At 64.1% G+C, this 16,066-nt stretch carries 16 protein-coding genes; 11 read left to right on the forward strand and 5 right to left on the reverse strand.

Going from position 1 to position 16,066, the window contains the following annotated elements; all coding sequences use genetic code 11:
* Positions 1–2 precede the first annotated feature (2 nt).
* From ACP7BZ_RS21775 to ACP7BZ_RS21810, 8 genes are all read left to right on the forward strand, one after another.
* Positions 3–326, forward strand: coding sequence for a rhodanese-like domain-containing protein (locus ACP7BZ_RS21775; protein ID WP_426117079.1), 324 nt, complete (start codon positions 3–5; stop codon positions 324–326).
* Between the two features lie 58 nt (positions 327–384).
* On the forward strand, positions 385–1,746 hold the full coding sequence (locus ACP7BZ_RS21780) for a TolC family outer membrane protein (RefSeq protein ID WP_426117081.1): 1,362 nt from the start codon (positions 385–387) through the stop codon (positions 1,744–1,746).
* 245 nt (positions 1,747–1,991) lie between these two features.
* A complete protein-coding gene (locus tag ACP7BZ_RS21785) occupies positions 1,992–2,300 on the forward strand; it encodes a hypothetical protein (protein ID WP_426117083.1) in 309 nt (102 codons plus the stop codon).
* 63 nt (positions 2,301–2,363) lie between these two features.
* Positions 2,364–3,395 carry a hypothetical protein gene (locus tag ACP7BZ_RS21790; RefSeq protein WP_426117085.1) on the forward strand — a complete coding sequence of 344 codons (1,032 nt, stop codon included), beginning with the start codon at positions 2,364–2,366 and terminating at the stop codon, positions 3,393–3,395.
* Positions 3,392–4,384 (forward strand): iron-containing redox enzyme family protein, encoded by a 993-nt coding sequence (locus ACP7BZ_RS21795; RefSeq protein WP_426117087.1) that lies wholly within the window; start codon positions 3,392–3,394, stop codon positions 4,382–4,384. The genes ACP7BZ_RS21790 and ACP7BZ_RS21795 overlap by 4 nt, the downstream gene beginning before the upstream one ends.
* The gene (locus ACP7BZ_RS21800; RefSeq protein WP_426117089.1) at positions 4,381–5,877 is read left to right on the forward strand and encodes an aminotransferase class III-fold pyridoxal phosphate-dependent enzyme; all 1,497 of its coding nucleotides are present in this window, start codon (positions 4,381–4,383) and stop codon (positions 5,875–5,877) included. Before ACP7BZ_RS21795 ends, ACP7BZ_RS21800 begins: the two co-directional genes overlap by 4 nt.
* Positions 5,874–7,358, forward strand: coding sequence for an aldehyde dehydrogenase family protein (locus ACP7BZ_RS21805; protein ID WP_426117091.1), 1,485 nt, complete (start codon positions 5,874–5,876; stop codon positions 7,356–7,358). The genes ACP7BZ_RS21800 and ACP7BZ_RS21805 overlap by 4 nt, the downstream gene beginning before the upstream one ends.
* Positions 7,351–8,268, forward strand: coding sequence for a hypothetical protein (locus ACP7BZ_RS21810; protein WP_426117093.1), 918 nt, complete (start codon positions 7,351–7,353; stop codon positions 8,266–8,268). The genes ACP7BZ_RS21805 and ACP7BZ_RS21810 overlap by 8 nt, the downstream gene beginning before the upstream one ends.
* 22 nt (positions 8,269–8,290) lie before the next feature.
* Here ACP7BZ_RS21810 and ACP7BZ_RS21815 read toward each other — a convergent pair whose 3' ends face one another.
* The 5 genes from ACP7BZ_RS21815 to ACP7BZ_RS21835 all read right to left on the reverse strand — a co-directional run bounded on the left by ACP7BZ_RS21815 (position 8,291) and on the right by ACP7BZ_RS21835 (position 11,689).
* Positions 8,291–8,863, reverse strand: a complete 573-nt coding sequence (locus ACP7BZ_RS21815; protein WP_426117094.1) for a peroxiredoxin — start codon at positions 8,861–8,863, stop codon at positions 8,291–8,293.
* Positions 8,864–9,098: 235 nt separating this feature from the next.
* Positions 9,099–9,512, reverse strand: coding sequence for a lactoylglutathione lyase (gloA, locus tag ACP7BZ_RS21820; RefSeq protein WP_426117096.1), 414 nt, complete (start codon positions 9,510–9,512; stop codon positions 9,099–9,101).
* Between the two features lie 55 nt (positions 9,513–9,567).
* Positions 9,568–9,993 (reverse strand): OsmC family protein, encoded by a 426-nt coding sequence (locus ACP7BZ_RS21825; protein ID WP_426117172.1) that lies wholly within the window; start codon positions 9,991–9,993, stop codon positions 9,568–9,570.
* A 68-nt stretch (positions 9,994–10,061) separates the two neighbouring features.
* Complete coding sequence (locus ACP7BZ_RS21830; RefSeq protein ID WP_426117098.1) at positions 10,062–11,378, reverse strand: PQQ-dependent sugar dehydrogenase; 1,317 nt, start codon at positions 11,376–11,378, stop codon at positions 10,062–10,064.
* The gene (locus ACP7BZ_RS21835; protein ID WP_426117100.1) at positions 11,375–11,689 is read right to left on the reverse strand and encodes a hypothetical protein; all 315 of its coding nucleotides are present in this window, start codon (positions 11,687–11,689) and stop codon (positions 11,375–11,377) included. The genes ACP7BZ_RS21830 and ACP7BZ_RS21835 overlap by 4 nt, the downstream gene beginning before the upstream one ends.
* Positions 11,690–11,904: 215 nt before the next feature.
* Here ACP7BZ_RS21835 and ACP7BZ_RS21840 point away from each other — a divergent pair, with 215 nt between their 5' ends.
* The 3 genes from ACP7BZ_RS21840 (at position 11,905) to hemH (ending at position 15,731) form a co-directional block, all read left to right on the forward strand.
* Complete coding sequence (locus ACP7BZ_RS21840; RefSeq protein WP_426117102.1) at positions 11,905–12,816, forward strand: NAD kinase; 912 nt, start codon at positions 11,905–11,907, stop codon at positions 12,814–12,816.
* 33 nt (positions 12,817–12,849) lie between these two features.
* Positions 12,850–14,514 (forward strand): DNA repair protein RecN, encoded by a 1,665-nt coding sequence (recN, locus tag ACP7BZ_RS21845; protein ID WP_426117104.1) that lies wholly within the window; start codon positions 12,850–12,852, stop codon positions 14,512–14,514.
* A 107-nt stretch (positions 14,515–14,621) separates the two neighbouring features.
* Complete coding sequence (gene hemH, locus ACP7BZ_RS21850; protein WP_426117106.1) at positions 14,622–15,731, forward strand: ferrochelatase; 1,110 nt, start codon at positions 14,622–14,624, stop codon at positions 15,729–15,731.
* The last annotated feature ends 335 nt before the right edge of the window (positions 15,732–16,066 follow it).

Genomic DNA, 16,066 nt, shown 5'->3' on the forward strand with positions numbered 1-16,066 from the left:
CGATGCAACATCTCAGCGCGCCTGAACTGGCAGCCCGACTTGCCGACGCCGCCCAGCCGCGCCCGCTGCTGCTCGACGTGCGCGAGCCGTGGGAATATGAACACTGCCATCTGGACGGTTCGACCCTGATGACCATGAACACCATTCCGGCCCGCATCGATGACCTCGATGAGGATGCCGAAATCGTTTGCATCTGCCATCACGGCGCGCGCAGCCTGCAGGTGGCGGCGTTTTTGGAACGCAATGGCTTCGCCAGGGTCATCAATTTGACGGGCGGCATCCACGCCTGGGCCGTACAGGTCGACGGCAGCATGCCGACCTACTGATTTTTATTTTAAATTTCAATTTTTTAATTTTCAATTCGACACTCCCACGGAGAGAGCAATGCAGAAACCCCTGATCGCCGCGCTGATTGCCAGCGCATGCCTGTCGCTCAATGTCCACGCGGCCGACCTGATCCAGGTCTACCAGCAGGCCTTGGCGAACGACGCGGTGTATGCCAGCGCGCGCGCCGCGCTGGCGGCGGGGCGCGAGAAGGTGCCGCAAGGCATGGCCGGGCTGCTGCCCACCGTGGGCTTGAGCGGTGCCTATTCCCGCAACAACAATGAGGCGTCGCCCTACAACGAGGGCGTGGTGCTGACCAATCCCGTGACTGGCCTGCAGAGCACGGTGGGCAAATCGAACGCCAGCTACACGTCGAACCAGGTCACGCTGGCGCTGTCGCAACCGCTGTTTCGCTGGGATCGCTGGGAAACCTACGAGCAAAGCAAGCTGGTGCAGGCGATCACCGAAGCCCAGTTTGCCCAGGCCCAGCAAGACTTGATCACCCGCGTGGCGCAAGCCTATTTTGATGTGCTGGCGGCGCAGGACACGCTGGACTCGACGCGTGCGCAAAAAACCGCCACCACCGAGCAGCTGGCCTCGGCCAAGCGCAATTTCGAGGTGGGCACCCAGACCATTACCGATACCCACGAAGCGCAGGCCGCCTATGACCTGGTGGTGGCGCAAGAGTTTGCCGCTCTGAATGATCTGGAAAACAAGAAGAGCGCCCTGCAAGCGATCATTGGCGCGGCGCCCGCCGCGCTGGCGACCTTGAAGACCGGCATCGTGCTGGCGCCACCGCAGCCGGCCGTCATCGATCCCTGGGTGTCGTCGGCGGAAACGCAAAACTATGGCGTGACGGTATCGCAGTTGTCGCTCGAGTCCGCCAAGCGCGATATCAAGCGCAACCGCGCCGGTCACTACCCGACCGCCGACCTGGTCGCCACCTCGCAGCGCATTCACGCTGGCGGTGCCACGTCGAACTCGGGTACCACCACCAGCAACGCCATTGGCGTGCAGTGGAGCATCCCCATCTTCAGCGGCTTTGCCGTCACCAGCCGCGTGCGTGAATCGATTGCGCTGGAAGACAAGGCCCGCAACGACCTCGAAAGCACCAAGCGCAACGCCGCTCTGGCCGCGCGCCAGTCCTTCCTTGGCGTCAATAGCGGGCTGGCCCAGGTGAAAGCGCTGGAAGCGGCGGAAATCTCCAGCCAGTCAGCGCTCGACTCGAACAAGCTGGGCTACCAGGTGGGCGTACGCATCAATATCGATGTCTTGAATGCCCAGCGCCAGTTGTATTCGACGCGCCGCGACCTGTCGCGCGCCCGCTACGACACCATCATGAACGGCTTGCGGCTGAAGGCGGCGGCCGGCTCGCTGCGCGAAGCGGACCTGGGCCCGGTCAATGCGCTGCTGGTGCGTTAGAGATAGATAAACGTTCAGCTTGATTAAAAAAGGGTGCTGCGGCACCCTTTTTTACGTCTGAAAATTATTTTAATTATTTAGTAAAAAATTATTTTTTAATTCTTCTATTAAATTAATTTTATAGTCCGGTATTTTGTTCCATTCTTCAATGCTTATTATCAATTGGTGATATTTTCGCTGGCGATTGCCGACGTCATTTATCAGATTCCTGTTAACCTTGATAGAAAACCAGAATATGCACAGCCATGATTCTGCGCAGCGATATACTTTGCTCACTTTCCAGCCATCGCCGGGAAGTGAGCAGCACGCTTCTCCTGCAGAGGCGTATCCGCCAACGTGTAAATAAGGTATTTACTTGGGAGCCTATGATGAATCTAGAACAGCGCAAGCCATTAAATGAAGATGAAGTGGTGATTCACGTTGCAAAAGGCGGTGCGCCGCACGTGCGCATCGTGGAAAACGACGCAGCTACTTTATCGAATGAAATCACGGTACAGGTCAGCAAAAAACGTAAAACATCGGCAATGCCGGTGCTGGGCGTGATTGTCAAATAAGTTGCAGCGCGTGGCGCCGCGTGCATGGCGGCGCCTGTCCAACCCGTTGTATGCGAGGCTGCCATGGTCGACCTTCATTGTTGTCCCGTGTTGCGCTCTGACGCCATCGTCGCCATTGCAGACGATGCCATCGAACTGGCCATCGAAGATCATGTATTTACCGTGTCCGGGCCGCCACCGGCACCGCTGTGCCATGCGCTGACAGCCATGAACGGCGCGCTGACGGTCACTGCGCTGGCGCGCTTGAGCGGGCTGGTGCAAGCCACCCTGCAACAGGTGATCGGGCAATTGCTGGAGCAGGGTGTGCTGGCGCTGGCGTTGCCTGATGCCGCTGCCGGCGGCGATGGTGCTTGGGAACCTGAACAGTTCGGCGCCCTGTGCCGGCGCCTTAATGACAGCTGGAAGCAAAGGCTGTTCTCGCACCCCCTGTGGACGGGGCTGGCGGCGGGCAACTTGCCCCGGTCTGTATTTGTCGGCTGGGTGGTCGAATCGATGTGGTTCATCGATGGCGTGATGGACCGCTTGCCGATGGCCATTGCGTTCGCACGCGATCGCGCCACCCGCACGATCTTCAGCAAGCACTTTGCCGAAGAATGGGATCATTTCCGCTTTTTTACCCATGCGCTCGACTCCCTCGGTGTCGATGCCGCGCAGCGGCAGCAGGGCCGGCCGTTGCCCGCCACGGCGGCCGTGCAGCACGCCATGCGCGCGGCGGCCCGGCAAGACCCCTTGTTCTACGCCGTCTGCTCGGGTTTTCTGGAGTCCACCGGCAAGGACCGCCTGGCGGCCAGCGAATTTTTTCGCCAGGTCGGGCGCAGCTACGACAATACCGGCAGCGACGGTGGCGGTGGCGCCGTGCGGCCGATGGCTGCCCACGTCGCCCTCGATGAAGAATATGGCCACGGCGGCTTTGTCGACAAGGTCCTCGCCCATGCCGGCAGGCTCGATCGGGCGCGCGTGCGCGCGGCGCTGCAACATGGCTACGGCCTGGTCGAAACACTCGAAATGTGGTCGACCGACATCATGCGGCACTACCAGGCGGCCGACGCGCTGCCATTACGGACGCTGCGCAACTATCGACGGGAGGCGGTATGACAGCGCACATCCACCATCCATGGCGCCTGTCGGCCGGCTGTACCATCCGCAGCGGGCTTGATGGCGTGGTGCTTGACACGCGTGAAGACAGCATCACGATTGCCTCGAATCAGCCAGCGGCGCTGGCCGCCTGGCTCGCGCAATTGCAAACCGGCACGGCGCCGCTGGCAGCGCCCGCCGCTCTGGCCGACCTGTGCGCGCAGCTGCGCGAGGCCGATTTGCTGCTGGAGATCGATGGCGCCGTCAACGCCCGTGACAGCGATGCGCTGGTGCTGGCGTTCGAGCGCGAGGCGCGCTTCTGGGCCCGTGCCATTTTCGAGCAGCCGTTCTGGGTGCGCCTGCTGGCGGGCGACTGCACGTCGGCCCAGGTGTTTGGCTGGGGCACCGAGTTTTATCACTTTGTTGACGCCGCCAATCTGTACATGCCGATCGGCGTCGCCCACAGCGGGCAGACGCGCAGCCTGCGTCCGGCACTGGCCCGCCACTATGTCGAAGAAATGAACCATGGCGAGATTTTTCTGGCCGGTCTGCGCCAGAGCGGAATCGATAGCCGCTCGGTGCAACTGGCGCCGGCGCTGCCCCAAACCGCCGCACTGATCAATAATCTGACCGAGCTGGCCTATGAAGGCGGGGTCGCCTACGCCGCCTGTTTTGCCGTCATGCAGCCGGGACTGTCGACCGGTACCGCGGCCGAGCTGGAACATTTTTATCGCAGCTTGACGGCGCTGTACCCGTACGCCGGCGAAATGTTCGCCGCCTTTCACAAGCATGCCAGCATGGACCTGCTGCTCGAGCACGCTGCACCGCCGTTTTTCGCCCTGTGCCGCGAAGAGCCCGCCCTGTCGCCACAGGCGCGGCGCCGCGCCAGCGCGGTCATGCAAAGTGTGGCGGAATCGTTCATCCTGTTTTTTGAGGGCATCCACGACGCGTATGCCGATAGCGGCGCCTTCGCCCCGCGGCGGCCGTTCGCGCTGGAGGCGGTGCAATGAGCGCGGCGACGGCGGCCGATGCGCTGATCGCCAGTTATTGCAGCGAGTTGGGCGGCGCCGCCTATCGCGACGGCGCCGCCAGCCGCCTCGCTGGCGGCGCCCCCCACGACAGCTGGCGCTTTGCCCCCTTTCCCATCGTCTTCGAGCGCGCCGCCGGCGGCTACAAGTGGGACGTCAGCGGTCGCCGCTATATCGACCTGTGGACGGGGCACGGCTCGCTCATGTTCGGCAATGCGCAGCCAGCGGTGGTTGAGGCGGTCACGCGCCAGATCGCACTCGGTCAGCACCTCGGCGGCGTTCACCGCCTGCACCACGAATGGGCCGAGCTGCTGTGCCAGCTGGTGCCCAGTTGCGAACGGGTGCGCTTTACCGGCTCCGGCACCGAGGCGACGCTGCTGGCGATGCGGGTGGCGCGCGCGTGGACCGGGCGGGCGCGCATCGTGCGCATCGATGGCAATTTTCACGGCTGGCACGACGATGCACTGGCGCATGCCATGCCGGCCACGGCGGCCGGTTTTAACCCGGGCGGCGCCGATTTCATTGACCTGGCGGCGCCGCTCGACATTGACTCGGTGGCCGAGCTGCTGGTTGACGATGACGTCGCCGCCGTGTTTGTCGAGCCCGGTGGTGGCAGTGCCGGTTGCCTGCCATGGTCGGCCCCTTATCTGGCCGCCTTGCGCAAGCTGACCGAGGCGCACGGCACGCTGCTGGTGTTTGACGAAGTGATCAGCTGCTTTCGCTATGCCGCCGGCGGCGTGCAGCAGCTGGCCGGGGTCACGCCCGACTTGACCGTGATGGCCAAGATCGCTGCCGGCGGCATGCCTGGCGGTGTGGTCGGTGGTAAAGCGTCCCTGCTGGGGGTGATCGGCGGTGGACCGATGGCAAACGGGCAAGCTGCCTATGCGCCCCACAGCGGCACCTTCAATGGCTTTGCGCTGAGCGCGGCGGCAGCGCTGGCGACCCTGCCGCAGATTGCCGATGGCAACGCCGTACGCGCTGCGGCCAGCGCGACCGCGCGCCTGGTCGACGGCATCAACGACGCGGCGCGCGCTTGCGGTGTCGATGTGCGGGCGTTTCATCAAAGCTCGATTTTTCACTTGATGATAGGGGCGGTCGCCGCCGGCGAAGCGGCCGCGCCGGGCGCTGCTGCCATCGGACTGACGCGCAGCAGGGCGCACCTGCATCGCTTGCTGCGCGCCGCGCTGTTGCTCGAACACATCGATTGCCATGCCAGCCATGGATGGGTGTCAGCGGTGCACGAGCGCGCGGCCATCGATGAAGCGATCGGCTGTTTCGCGCGCGCCTTCGAGCGCTTGCGCGCGCTGCCGGAATTTGCCGCCCCGGCGCAGCCCTTGCAGCAGTTGCAGCACTTGCAACCCTCTGCCGCCAGCGACACCTGCACGCAGTCGTGCCATCAGCCTGACTGTGCTGCGCGCGTGCGCATGGTGGCGGGCTGCTCGCTACCGATTAGTACGGTCAGCGCGGCGCCATGAGGATCCTGGCTGAACTGGTCGATGGCGTACTGGCCCGTCCCGCTGGCGCTGACACCGTCGTCGCCCGCAATCCGGCCAACGGCGCTTTGATCGGCCATGCGCCGGCCGCTTCGCCGGCACGCGTGGCGCAGGCGCTGACGGCGGCGCGGCTGGCATTCGATGACGGCCGCTGGTCGCGCCAAAGCGCCGCCTACCGCGCCGACCGGCTGCGCGAACTTGCCGATCTGCTCGAGGACAACCTGGCCGCCCTGGCCGATGCCGAAACCGCCAATACCGGCATGCTGCTGAAAATGACCACCCAGGGACACTTGCCACGGGCGATTGCCCACCTGCGCTATTTCGCCGGCGAGGCCGAGCGCATGAGCGGTGAATGCGTCGCCACCGAGGATGCTTATCTGCAGCTGGTGCGGCGCGAGCCGCTGGGCGTGGTGGCCATCCTGGCGCCATGGAATGCGCCGCTGGCGGTGGCAACCATCAATCTGGCGGCGGCGCTGGCAGCGGGCAACACGGTGCTGATCAAGAGTTCGGAACGGGCACCGTTATCGCTGTCGCTCCTGGCCGAACTGGCGGCCGGCGTCGATTTTCCCGCCGGCGTCATCAACATCGTGCATGGCCGCGCTGAACCGACCGGTAGCGCCATCACCGACAGCGCGCTGGTCGACGGCCTGTGTTTCGTCGGCGGCACGGCAACGGCGCGCACCATCCTGGCACGCGGCGCCCATCCGTTTCGCCGCAATACCTTTGAACTGGGTGGCAAATCGCCCACCATCGTGCTGGCCGATGCCGATCTCGAGCGCGCGGTCGATGGCGCCCTGCTGTCGGTGTTTTCCAGTAACGGCGAAGTGTGCACGGCCGGTTCGCGCATCCTGGTGCAGCAGCAATTGTATGGACCGTTTTTGCAGCGCTTCGTCGCCCGCAGCCAGGCCATCCGGGTGGGCGATCCGCGTGACCCGGACAGTGAACTGGGGCCGCTCATCGATCGTCAGCATTTCGATGACGTCAGCGGCCATGTGCGCCAGGCGCTGCGCCAGGGCGCCCGCCTGGAATGCGGTGGCGAGCAATTGCACGGTACCAGCGGTGGCTGCTATCTGGCGCCGGTGGTGCTCAGTGGGGTCAGCGCGCAGATGGATCTGTTTCGCCAGGAAGTGTTTGGCCCGGTCGCCGCCGTCCTGCCTTTTGATGACGTCGAACAAGCCATCGGCTTGGCCAACGATAGCGACTACGGACTATCCGCATCGCTGTGGGGCGCCGACAGCGGGGCCGCGCTGGTGCTGGCTGGACGCCTGCGCTGCGGGGTGGTCAGCGTCAACAGTCCGGTGATCCGCGACTTGCGGGTGCCGTTCGGCGGGCGCGGCAGCAGCGGGGTGGGCCGGGTGGGCGGCCGCTGGAGCATTGAGCAATTTACTGAACTAAAAACCACCTCGATACCGCTGGCGGGTTATCGCTTGCCACGGCTCGGTCTGGGGAGCAGCCATGCGTAGCATTGACCGGCGGGTCTTGATCCTGGCGCCATTTGTTCATCGGCATCGGCTGGGAACGCGTGTGCTGCTCGACGGGCCCGAGGCAACGCTGTCGATCGGCAACGGCAGCATCCTGCAAGGGGCCATCGACCAGCTGGCCGATGGCGTTATCGATAGCGCCTGCACGCTGCCGCCAGCGCTGCTCGAGCAGTTGCATGAGAACGCCATGGTGGCCAGTCTGGCCGCCTGCCCCGCTGATGGTGCGGCCTTCCTGGACGACTTTTATGCGCTGTGCGATGGCTGGGTCGGCGATATTTTTGCCTCGCCGTTCTGGCACGATTTTCTTTCTGGCCACGCAAGACCGGCCCAGGTATGGACCTTTCTGTGCCAGCTGTATCGGCGCACCGAGGGCGCCGACGTCCACAACCGGATCGCTGCAGAGCGCTGCCGCGATGGGGCGATCGCCCGCTTGCTGTGGCGGCATTATGAAGAGGAACTGGGCCATGCGGCCATCCTCGCCGATGGCTTGCGCCAGTGCGGCGGCGCGGCCGTGCGTCACCTGCAGCAGGCGCCGCTGGCCAGTACCAGCGCGCTGATCGAGTTCATGGTGCAGACCAGCAACGAGCCGCTCGCTTACCTGGGCTGCTATGGCATTTTTCACGCGCCAGTGACGATCCGCAGCGAGCAGGAACTGGTCGACCAGTTTGCCGGCTATGCGCGCCTGTATCCGTACGCCGCGCCCGCCTTTGCGGCGGTGGCGCGCCATGCCGCGCTCGATTACCGGCTCGAGCATGACCATATCGTGCTCGAGCAATGGGTCAGCCAGGTGGGACCGCCCGGCCCGCGCGGGGTCGCCGCCGTGGCGCGCGGTGCACGCGGCGCGGCAGTGGCGTTCCGGGCGATTTTCGATGCCTGCGCCTGCGTGTCGTAAATAGGTGTTTTAAATGGGCGTCTTAAGGGCGCGCACGTAGCCAGTTGAGCACGTCACTGGCGTTCTGGTCGGGCGGGAATACCGGATAAAACACCTTGACGATGGTACCCCCCTCGACCACCCAGGCCATGCGCTTGAACAGCCGCTGGCCGGCCGCTTCGAAGGTGGGCAGTGCCATCGCCGTAGTCAGTGCCAGCGCGGCATCGCTGAGCAAGGGAAATGGCAGCGCCAGGCGGCCGGCCAGTTCCTGCTGGTAGTCCGATGATTGGGTCGACAGCCCCAGCACCGTCACCCCGCGTGCCGTCAATGCAGCGAAGTGGTCGCGAAAGCCCTTGGTCTGCGGCGTGCAACCGCGCGCGCCGGCGATGGCGTTCCAGTTGTCGACCAGAGGTGGCTGGCCTGGTTGCCCCGTGCGGGGATAGAAAAACAGCACGCAGGCGCCGGTCAGTTGCGCCAGGTTGATCAGGCGGCCATCGGTGGCGGGCAGGGCAATCGGGGGCAGGGCTTGGCCGGGGAGGTGATCGGTGCCACCGTCATCGGCTGGCACCGGCAAGTCGGCCGGCAGGGTGTCGAGGTCATTGACTGGTGCTGGCATGGTGGTCTCCTGGTCGCACATGGGTGCACGGGCGCGCTGGCCGGGCGGGCAGACGCGTCGTGCGCGGCGAGGGGCAGATGTATTCTAGCGCGCGAGGGCCGCCGTGTGCTCCCTCCGAACTGCTAGTAAAGCAGCGATGGCGCTCGGGTGTTGAAAAACGGGACTGGCACCGCGGGGGTGCCTGTCCCATGTGTGACCCACTGACGCGGTAGCCATGTTGAATGGCCGCATAAAATTACGCGCTCAAGCCCGCACCCGGCGCCTGATCTTTCCGCTCGATCAGCTCGACCTTGTAGCCATCCGGATCAGTAATAAAAGCAATCACCGTACTACCGCCCTTGACCGGCCCCGGCTCGCGCGTGATGTTGCCGCCACTCGCACGCACAGCATCGCAGGTCAGGTAGATATCGTCGGCCGAAATGGCGATGTGACCGTAGGCGGTCCCCATCTCGTACTGGGTTTCGCCGTAGTTGTAGGTCAGCTCGAGTTCGGCATGCTCCGGGTTGGTGCCGTAGCCGACGAAAGCCAGCGTGTACTTGTATTCGGGATTGTCGCTGGTGCGCAGCAGTTTCATGCCCAGCACCTTGGTATAAAAATCGATGGAACGCTGCAGGTCGCCGACCCGCAGCATGGTGTGCAAGATGCGCATTGTTATCATCCTTTAAAGAGAAAGGGTGATTTTAGGCGCTCCGCCGATTTTCTGCTCAGGCGCTTAGCGTGGCTTCGAGCGTGATGGCGGTGTTGAGCAGTTTCGACACGGGGCAGTTGGCCTTGGCGTCAGCCGCTGCGGCCTGGAAGGCAGCATCGGTTGCTCCCGGAATGGTGGCCGTCAGCGCCAGGTGGACGGCGGTGATGGCAAAGCCTTCTCCCTGTTTTTCCAGGGTGACGGTGGCTGTGGTTTCCATGCTGGTCGCCTTCAGGCCGGCTTTTTCCAGTACGCCCGACAGCGCCATGGTGAAGCAACCCGCGTGGGCGGCGCCGATCAATTCTTCCGGGTTGGTGCCCGGGCCGTCTCCGAAGCGGGCCTTGAAGCCGTAAGGCGCCTTGTTCAACACGCCGGTTTCGGTGCTAATGCTGCCAATGCCTTCCTTGATGCCGCCGCTCCAGGCGGCGCTGGCGGATTTCTTGATGACCATGATCGTGCTCCTTTGTGCAAAGTAAAGGGACTGGCAGCGCCAGTCCGGTTGTTCCACTTGTATTAACGGGCGGCCGGCGTCACGCGCCAGATGGCATTGCCGACGTCGTCGGCCAGCAGCACGGCGCCTGCCTTGTCGCTGATGACGCCGACGGGGCGGCCCCAGGCCTTGCCATCGGGGCTCAGAAAGCCCGTCAGGATGTCTTGCGGCGGGCCGCTCGGTTTGCCGTCAGCGAACGGTACATACACCAGCTTATAGCCCGAGGCTGGCTTGCGGTTCCACGAGCCGTGCTGACCGACCAGGGCGCCGTTTTTCAGCTGCGGCAACAGGGTGCCCTCATAAAACTCCAGGCCCAGCGAGGCGGTGTGCGCACCCATGGCGAAATCGGGGGCAATCGCCTTGGCCACCAGTTCCGGTTTTTGCGGCTGGATGCGGGCGTCGACATTCTGGCCGTAATAGCTGTACGGCCAGCCATAGAAGGCGCCTTCCTTGACCGAGGTGATGTAGTCGGGTACCAGATCGTTGCCCAGCTCATCGCGCTCGTTGACGGCGGTCCACAGCATGCCGCTCTGCGGGTTCCACGCCAGGCCGTTGGGATTGCGCAGGCCGGAGGCAAAGATCTTGCCCTTGCCGGTGGCGCGGTCGAACTGCCAGATGGCGGCGCGGCCTTCTTCCTTGTCGATGCCGTTTTCGCCCACATTGCTGTTCGAACCGACGGTGGCGTACAGGAACTTGCCGTCCTTGCTGGCGATGATGTTCTTGGTCCAGTGGTGATTGATACCGGCTGGCAGATCAGCAAACTTGACGGGCACGGCGGTGATCCTGGTGTCTCCCGTTGTGTACGGCACCTTGACGATGGCGTCGGCGTTGGCGATGAACAGTTCGTTGCCAACCAGGGCCATGCCGAACGGCGAATTGAGCCCTTCCATGAACACCGTGCGGGTCACCGCCATGCCGTTGGCGCCGACCCCGCGCAGCAGGGTAATGCGGTTGGGCGAGGCAACGCCGGCGCCGGCTTTTTTCATCACCGCGCCCATCACGGCCGCCTTGATCTGGTGCTTTTCTTTTTCTTCGGCGGCCGGCTTGTTGGTTTCAGCCACCAGGATGTCACCGTTGGGCAGCATGTACAGCCAGCGTGGATGGTCAAGGCCGGTGGCATAGGCCGCCACGCTCAGACCGCTTGCAGCGACCGGCTTGCCACCGCTGGGCCAGCCGATGGCGGAGGCGATATTGACGGTGGGGATCAGATTTTTTTGCTGGGCCGGCAACTGTGGATTGGGGCCGAAACCAACGGCGTAGCCCTGGGTCTGGGCCAGTGCAGCACCGCCGGTGGCGGCGATGGCGAGGGACAGCAGGGATAAGGTGAGAGCGTGCTTCATAGGGTGCTGCCTTTCGGGGTGGCGTTGTTGTTGTGGTCGCGCATGCCGTCGGCGGCATCGCTTTGCGGTTGTGCTGGCTTGCCGCTGCCAGCGGCGTGGGCATCGACATTGGCAGCCGCAGCCGGCTTGCCGTGCAGATCGGTATCGACCAGGCCGCGCGCGAGGTCCGAGGCGGCCTGCTTCATGATGCCGCGCGGCGCCGTGTCCTGACCGTCGGGCGCTTCGTCGCGTTCGTGCGGCATGCGCTTGATCTGGTCGTTGGCGGTCTTGACGTCCGTGTTGACCTTGCGGTCGGCTGTTTCCTTCACCATTGCATCCATCCTTTTCTTGGGTGTTGTGTCAATGTTAAAGGGCGCCGCGTAAATTCGGCGCGCGTTACAGATGGCGGCGCCGCTTGCGGAAAATGCGGGCGCCCCACTATACTGTGCATCCATACAGTAAAATGCTTGGGCAGAGTCCTGCCGTCCACTGGCAGCGCGATTTGGGTTACTCTCCTGCGTATCGCCTTCCTCCTAGCTGAGATTTCATGCCTGCAACACCGTCAACGCCCGTTTCGAAACACCTCATCGCGCTCGTGGTCCGGCGTAACACGGACGGCATCGAAGCGCCCGTGCGCGGGCTGGTGGCGCACCTGCAGGCGCTCGGCTATGCCGTCGTGTTCGAAGCGGAAACGGCATCGCACCTGAGCGTCGACGGCATCGACGCCATGAGCGTGGCGCAGATCGGCGAAGCGGCGCGCGCCGCCATCGTGATGGGCGGCGACGGCACCATGCTGGGCATCGCGCGCCAGCTGGCGCCCTACGATGTGCCGCTCATCGGCATCAACCAGGGCCGCCTGGGTTTTATGACCGACATTCCGATCGAGCGCATGTTGCCGGTGCTGGAAGAGCTGTTGTCGGGCAAGTCGCAGCGCGAAAAGCGCACCCTCCTGCAAGCGTCGGTGCTGCGCGCCGGCGCCGTCATTGCCGGTGGCATGGCGGTCAACGATGTGGTGGTGGCGCGCGGCGCCGGCTCCGGCATGGTCGAGCTGAAGGTGGCGGTCGATGGCCGTTTCATGTACAACCAGCGCTCCGATGGCCTGATCATCAGCACGCCTACCGGTTCGACCGCGTATGCGCTGTCGGCCGGCGGCCCCCTGCTGCACCCGGCGCTGGGCGGCATCGTCCTGGTGCCGATCGCCCCGCACGCGCTGTCGAACCGGCCGATCGTGATTCCCGATTCGAGCCGCATCGTTGTCGAGATCGTCAGCGGGCGCGATGTCAGCGTCAATTTCGACATGCAAACTTTTGCCAGCCTGGTGCACGGCGACCAGATCGTCATCGAACGCTCGCCCAACACCATCACGTTTTTGCACCCGCAGGGCTGGAGCTATTACGACACCCTGCGCGAAAAATTACACTGGAATGAATACCCGTCTGGCGACGGCAAACTGACCTGATTACCTTGACCTCACCAACCGAGCCGACCCCGCATGCTGCGTACTCTTACCATCCGTGATTTCGTCATCGTCGAGTCCATCGAACTGGAATTTGCCAGCGGTTTTTCCGTGTTCACGGGAGAAACAGGCGCCGGTAAATCGATCCTGATCGACGCCCTGCAGCTGGCGCTGGGCGGGCGCGGCGACGCCTCGGTGGTGCGCGAAGGGGCGGCCAAGGCCGATATCTCCGCCGAGTTCCAGGTCAATGACAGCGCCCAGGCCTGGCTGGCCGCGCACGATTTTGCGCTGGAAGAAGGCGGCGCCCTGCTGCGCCGGGTGATCGACAATGCCGGCCGTTCGAAGGCCTACATCAATGGCGGCGCCGCCACCGCCGCCCAGCTGCGCGAGCTGGGCGATCTGCTGGTCGACATACACGGCCAGCACGCCCATCAATCGCTGCTAAAAAGCGAGGCCCAGCGCGCCCTGCTCGACAACCAGGCGCAGCTGCACGACCCGGCCGCCGGCGCCCTGGTGCTGGAAGTGGCGGCCCTGCACAGGCAGTGGCGCGCGCTGGTGCGCCAGCGCGAAGCGTTCGAAAAAGACGAAAAAGCCGTGCTGATCGAGCGCGAGCGCCTCGAGTGGCAGGTGGCCGAGCTCGACAAGCTGGCCGTCAAGGCCGGTGAATGGACCGACATCACCAACGAGCACAGCCGCCTGTCGCATGCCGCCAGCCTGCTCGAGGGGGCGCAGGAAGCGCTCGCTGCCATTTCCGAGTCGGAGCAGCCGATCCTGTCGCAACTGTCCTCGCTCAACGCCAAGCTGGGTAAACTGGTGGCGGTCGACGCCCAGTTGCAGGGCGTGCTCGATTGCATGGAGCCGGCCCGCATCCAGTTGCAGGAAGCGGTGTACGCGCTCAACGATTACCTCGACCGCGTCGAACTCGATCCGCAGCGCCTGCGCGCAGTCGATGCCCGTCTCGAAGCACTGCACAGCGCCGCCCGCAAGTTCCGCGTGACGCCGGACACGCTGCCGGAAGAACACGCGGCGCTGGCGGAAAAATTGCGCGAGCTGTCGGGCGCTTCCGATCTCGACGGCCTGCGCCAGCAGGAGGGCGCGCTCGAACAGGCGTATCGCACTGCCGCCGGCCAACTGTCGTGGCTGCGGGCGGGCGCCGCCCAGCGGCTGGGCGAACAGGTCACCGACGCCATGCAGGAATTGAGCATGACGGGCGGGCGCTTTGCCGTCGGCTTGAACAGTGCCGAGCCGTCGGCGGCCGGGCTGGAACAGGTGGAATTTCTGGTCGCCGGTCACGCTGGCGTGGCGCCGCGGCCGCTGGCCAAGGTGGCCTCGGGCGGCGAGCTGGCGCGCATCGCGCTGGCCATTTCCGTGATTACTTCGAACGCCACCACCACCCCGACCCTGATTTTCGACGAGGTCGACAGCGGTATCGGCGGCGCCGTCGCCGAAGTGGTGGGGCGCTTGCTCAAGCGCCTGGGCCAGCAGCGCCAGGTGCTGTGCGTGACCCACCTGCCGCAGGTGGCCAGCCAGGCCAACCAGCATTTTCAGGTGGCCAAGGGCACCACGGAGGCGGGCAAGACGGTGTCGCACATCGACGTGCTCGACAACAAGGCGCGGATCGAAGAAGTGGCGCGCATGCTGGGTGGCGTGGAAATCACCGCCACCACGCGCAAGCACGCGCGCGAGTTGCTGGCGTCGTAATCGCGTCAGCCGTCGCGCTTGCCGGGTTTTCGCTGATCCATTACCAAATATCCAACGAGGCTGGCGCGACCCTATAATGGCAGTCCCGCCGCCAATTTCGCCATCCCATGTCCTTTCGCAAAGAACCGCCTTACACCCACGGCACCGTCGCCCGTAGCGCCGTCGTGCTGGTCAACCTCGGTACGCCCGACGCCCCCACGCGTGGCGCGGTGCGGCGTTATCTCAGAGAATTCCTGTCCGATCCCCGCGTGGTGGAAATTCCCCGTGCCGTGTGGTGGTGCATTCTCAACCTGATCATCCTGCCGTTTCGTTCCGGTAAGTCGGCCGCCAAATACGCGACCATCTGGACCAGCGAAGGTTCGCCCCTGAAGGTGCACACGCAGGCGCAGGCGGGCCTGTTGCGCACGGCGCTGGGCGCGCGCGGCCACGATGCCCTGCGGGTGACGATGGCGATGCGCTACGGGTCGCCGTCGCTGACCGAGGTGCTCGACAAGCTGGCGGCCGAACACTGCGAGCGCATCGTCATCCTGCCCGCCTATCCGCAGTACTCGGGCACCACCACGGCATCGATCACCGATGCCGTGTTCGCCTATTATCAACAGGCGAGAAATGTGCCGGAGCTGCGCATGGTCAAGCATTACCACGACCACGACGGCTACATCGATGCGCTTGCCGACAGCGTGCAAAAACACTGGGAAATCAATGGCCGCGGCGAAAAGCTGCTGATGAGTTTTCATGGCGTGCCCAAGCGCACCCTGATGCTGGGCGACCCGTATCACTGCGAGTGCTACAAGACGGCGCGCCTGCTGGCGGCCAAACTGCGCCTGTCGAAAGACGATTACCTGGTGACGTTTCAGTCGCGCTTCGGCAAGGCCGAGTGGCTGCAGCCGTACACGGCGCCGACCGTGATCGCGCTGGCGCAGGGCGGCCTCAAGCGGCTTGACGTGATTTGCCCCGGATTTACCAGCGATTGCCTGGAAACCCTGGAAGAAATCAATATGGAAGTGCGTGAAGACTTTATCAAGGCGGGCGGCCAGCAGTACCACTACATCGCCTGTCTGAACGAAGAGCCGGCATGGATCGCTGGCCTGGCCGAGATCGCCGAACAGCACCTGATCGGCTGGCCTACCATGATGACGGCGCAGCAGCGCGAAGCCGAGCAGGCCGATGCCGATGTCGGCAAGGCAATGGCGGCGCAGCTGGGCGCACAAAACTAGACCGCGGCAATGCTGACGGAATGGCCATAAAACGGCGGTGCTACAATACCGCCCTTACGGCAAGACCAATTCCGCGTAGCAGATGCAAGCCATCGCCAGCAAGGTGTACGCCAGCACGCTCATGGAAAGTAATGGCAGTTTCATGGTGGGCTCCGGGGTGTGGTTGGGCGGGATCTGGGCGACAACCTTGTGCAGATGATAGTAAAGCGCCTACATGCCCCGGAAAGATTCTGATCGGTAAATAATGTAACAACGGTTACAAGTTCAGTCTCCACCTGCTGGCAATAATAACCCTTGAAACTGTAGGCGATAGCCCCATCTGCTGCGCATCGTGA

The sequence above is a fragment of the Massilia sp. PWRC2 genome, from assembly GCF_049896725.1.
Classification (GTDB): domain Bacteria; phylum Pseudomonadota; class Gammaproteobacteria; order Burkholderiales; family Burkholderiaceae_D; genus JAFCUW01.

What these genes read in the sequence shown, in the direction of transcription:
- ACP7BZ_RS21775 (WP_426117079.1), top strand. Translation starts at nt 3, where the DNA reads ATGCAACATCTCAGCGCGCCTGAACTGGCAGCCCGACTTGCCGACGCC.
- ACP7BZ_RS21780 (WP_426117081.1), top strand. Translation starts at nt 385, where the DNA reads ATGCAGAAACCCCTGATCGCCGCGCTGATTGCCAGCGCATGCCTGTCG.
- ACP7BZ_RS21785 (WP_426117083.1), top strand. Translation starts at nt 1,992, where the DNA reads ATGATTCTGCGCAGCGATATACTTTGCTCACTTTCCAGCCATCGCCGG.
- ACP7BZ_RS21790 (WP_426117085.1), top strand. Translation starts at nt 2,364, where the DNA reads ATGGTCGACCTTCATTGTTGTCCCGTGTTGCGCTCTGACGCCATCGTC.
- ACP7BZ_RS21795 (WP_426117087.1), top strand. Translation starts at nt 3,392, where the DNA reads ATGACAGCGCACATCCACCATCCATGGCGCCTGTCGGCCGGCTGTACC.
- ACP7BZ_RS21800 (WP_426117089.1), top strand. Translation starts at nt 4,381, where the DNA reads ATGAGCGCGGCGACGGCGGCCGATGCGCTGATCGCCAGTTATTGCAGC.
- ACP7BZ_RS21805 (WP_426117091.1), top strand. Translation starts at nt 5,874, where the DNA reads ATGAGGATCCTGGCTGAACTGGTCGATGGCGTACTGGCCCGTCCCGCT.
- ACP7BZ_RS21810 (WP_426117093.1), top strand. Translation starts at nt 7,351, where the DNA reads ATGCGTAGCATTGACCGGCGGGTCTTGATCCTGGCGCCATTTGTTCAT.
- ACP7BZ_RS21815 (WP_426117094.1), bottom strand. Translation starts at nt 8,863, where the DNA reads ATGCCAGCACCAGTCAATGACCTCGACACCCTGCCGGCCGACTTGCCG.
- gloA (WP_426117096.1), bottom strand. Translation starts at nt 9,512, where the DNA reads ATGCGCATCTTGCACACCATGCTGCGGGTCGGCGACCTGCAGCGTTCC.
- ACP7BZ_RS21830 (WP_426117098.1), bottom strand. Translation starts at nt 11,378, where the DNA reads ATGAAGCACGCTCTCACCTTATCCCTGCTGTCCCTCGCCATCGCCGCC.
- ACP7BZ_RS21835 (WP_426117100.1), bottom strand. Translation starts at nt 11,689, where the DNA reads ATGGTGAAGGAAACAGCCGACCGCAAGGTCAACACGGACGTCAAGACC.
- ACP7BZ_RS21840 (WP_426117102.1), top strand. Translation starts at nt 11,905, where the DNA reads ATGCCTGCAACACCGTCAACGCCCGTTTCGAAACACCTCATCGCGCTC.
- recN (WP_426117104.1), top strand. Translation starts at nt 12,850, where the DNA reads ATGCTGCGTACTCTTACCATCCGTGATTTCGTCATCGTCGAGTCCATC.
- hemH (WP_426117106.1), top strand. Translation starts at nt 14,622, where the DNA reads ATGTCCTTTCGCAAAGAACCGCCTTACACCCACGGCACCGTCGCCCGT.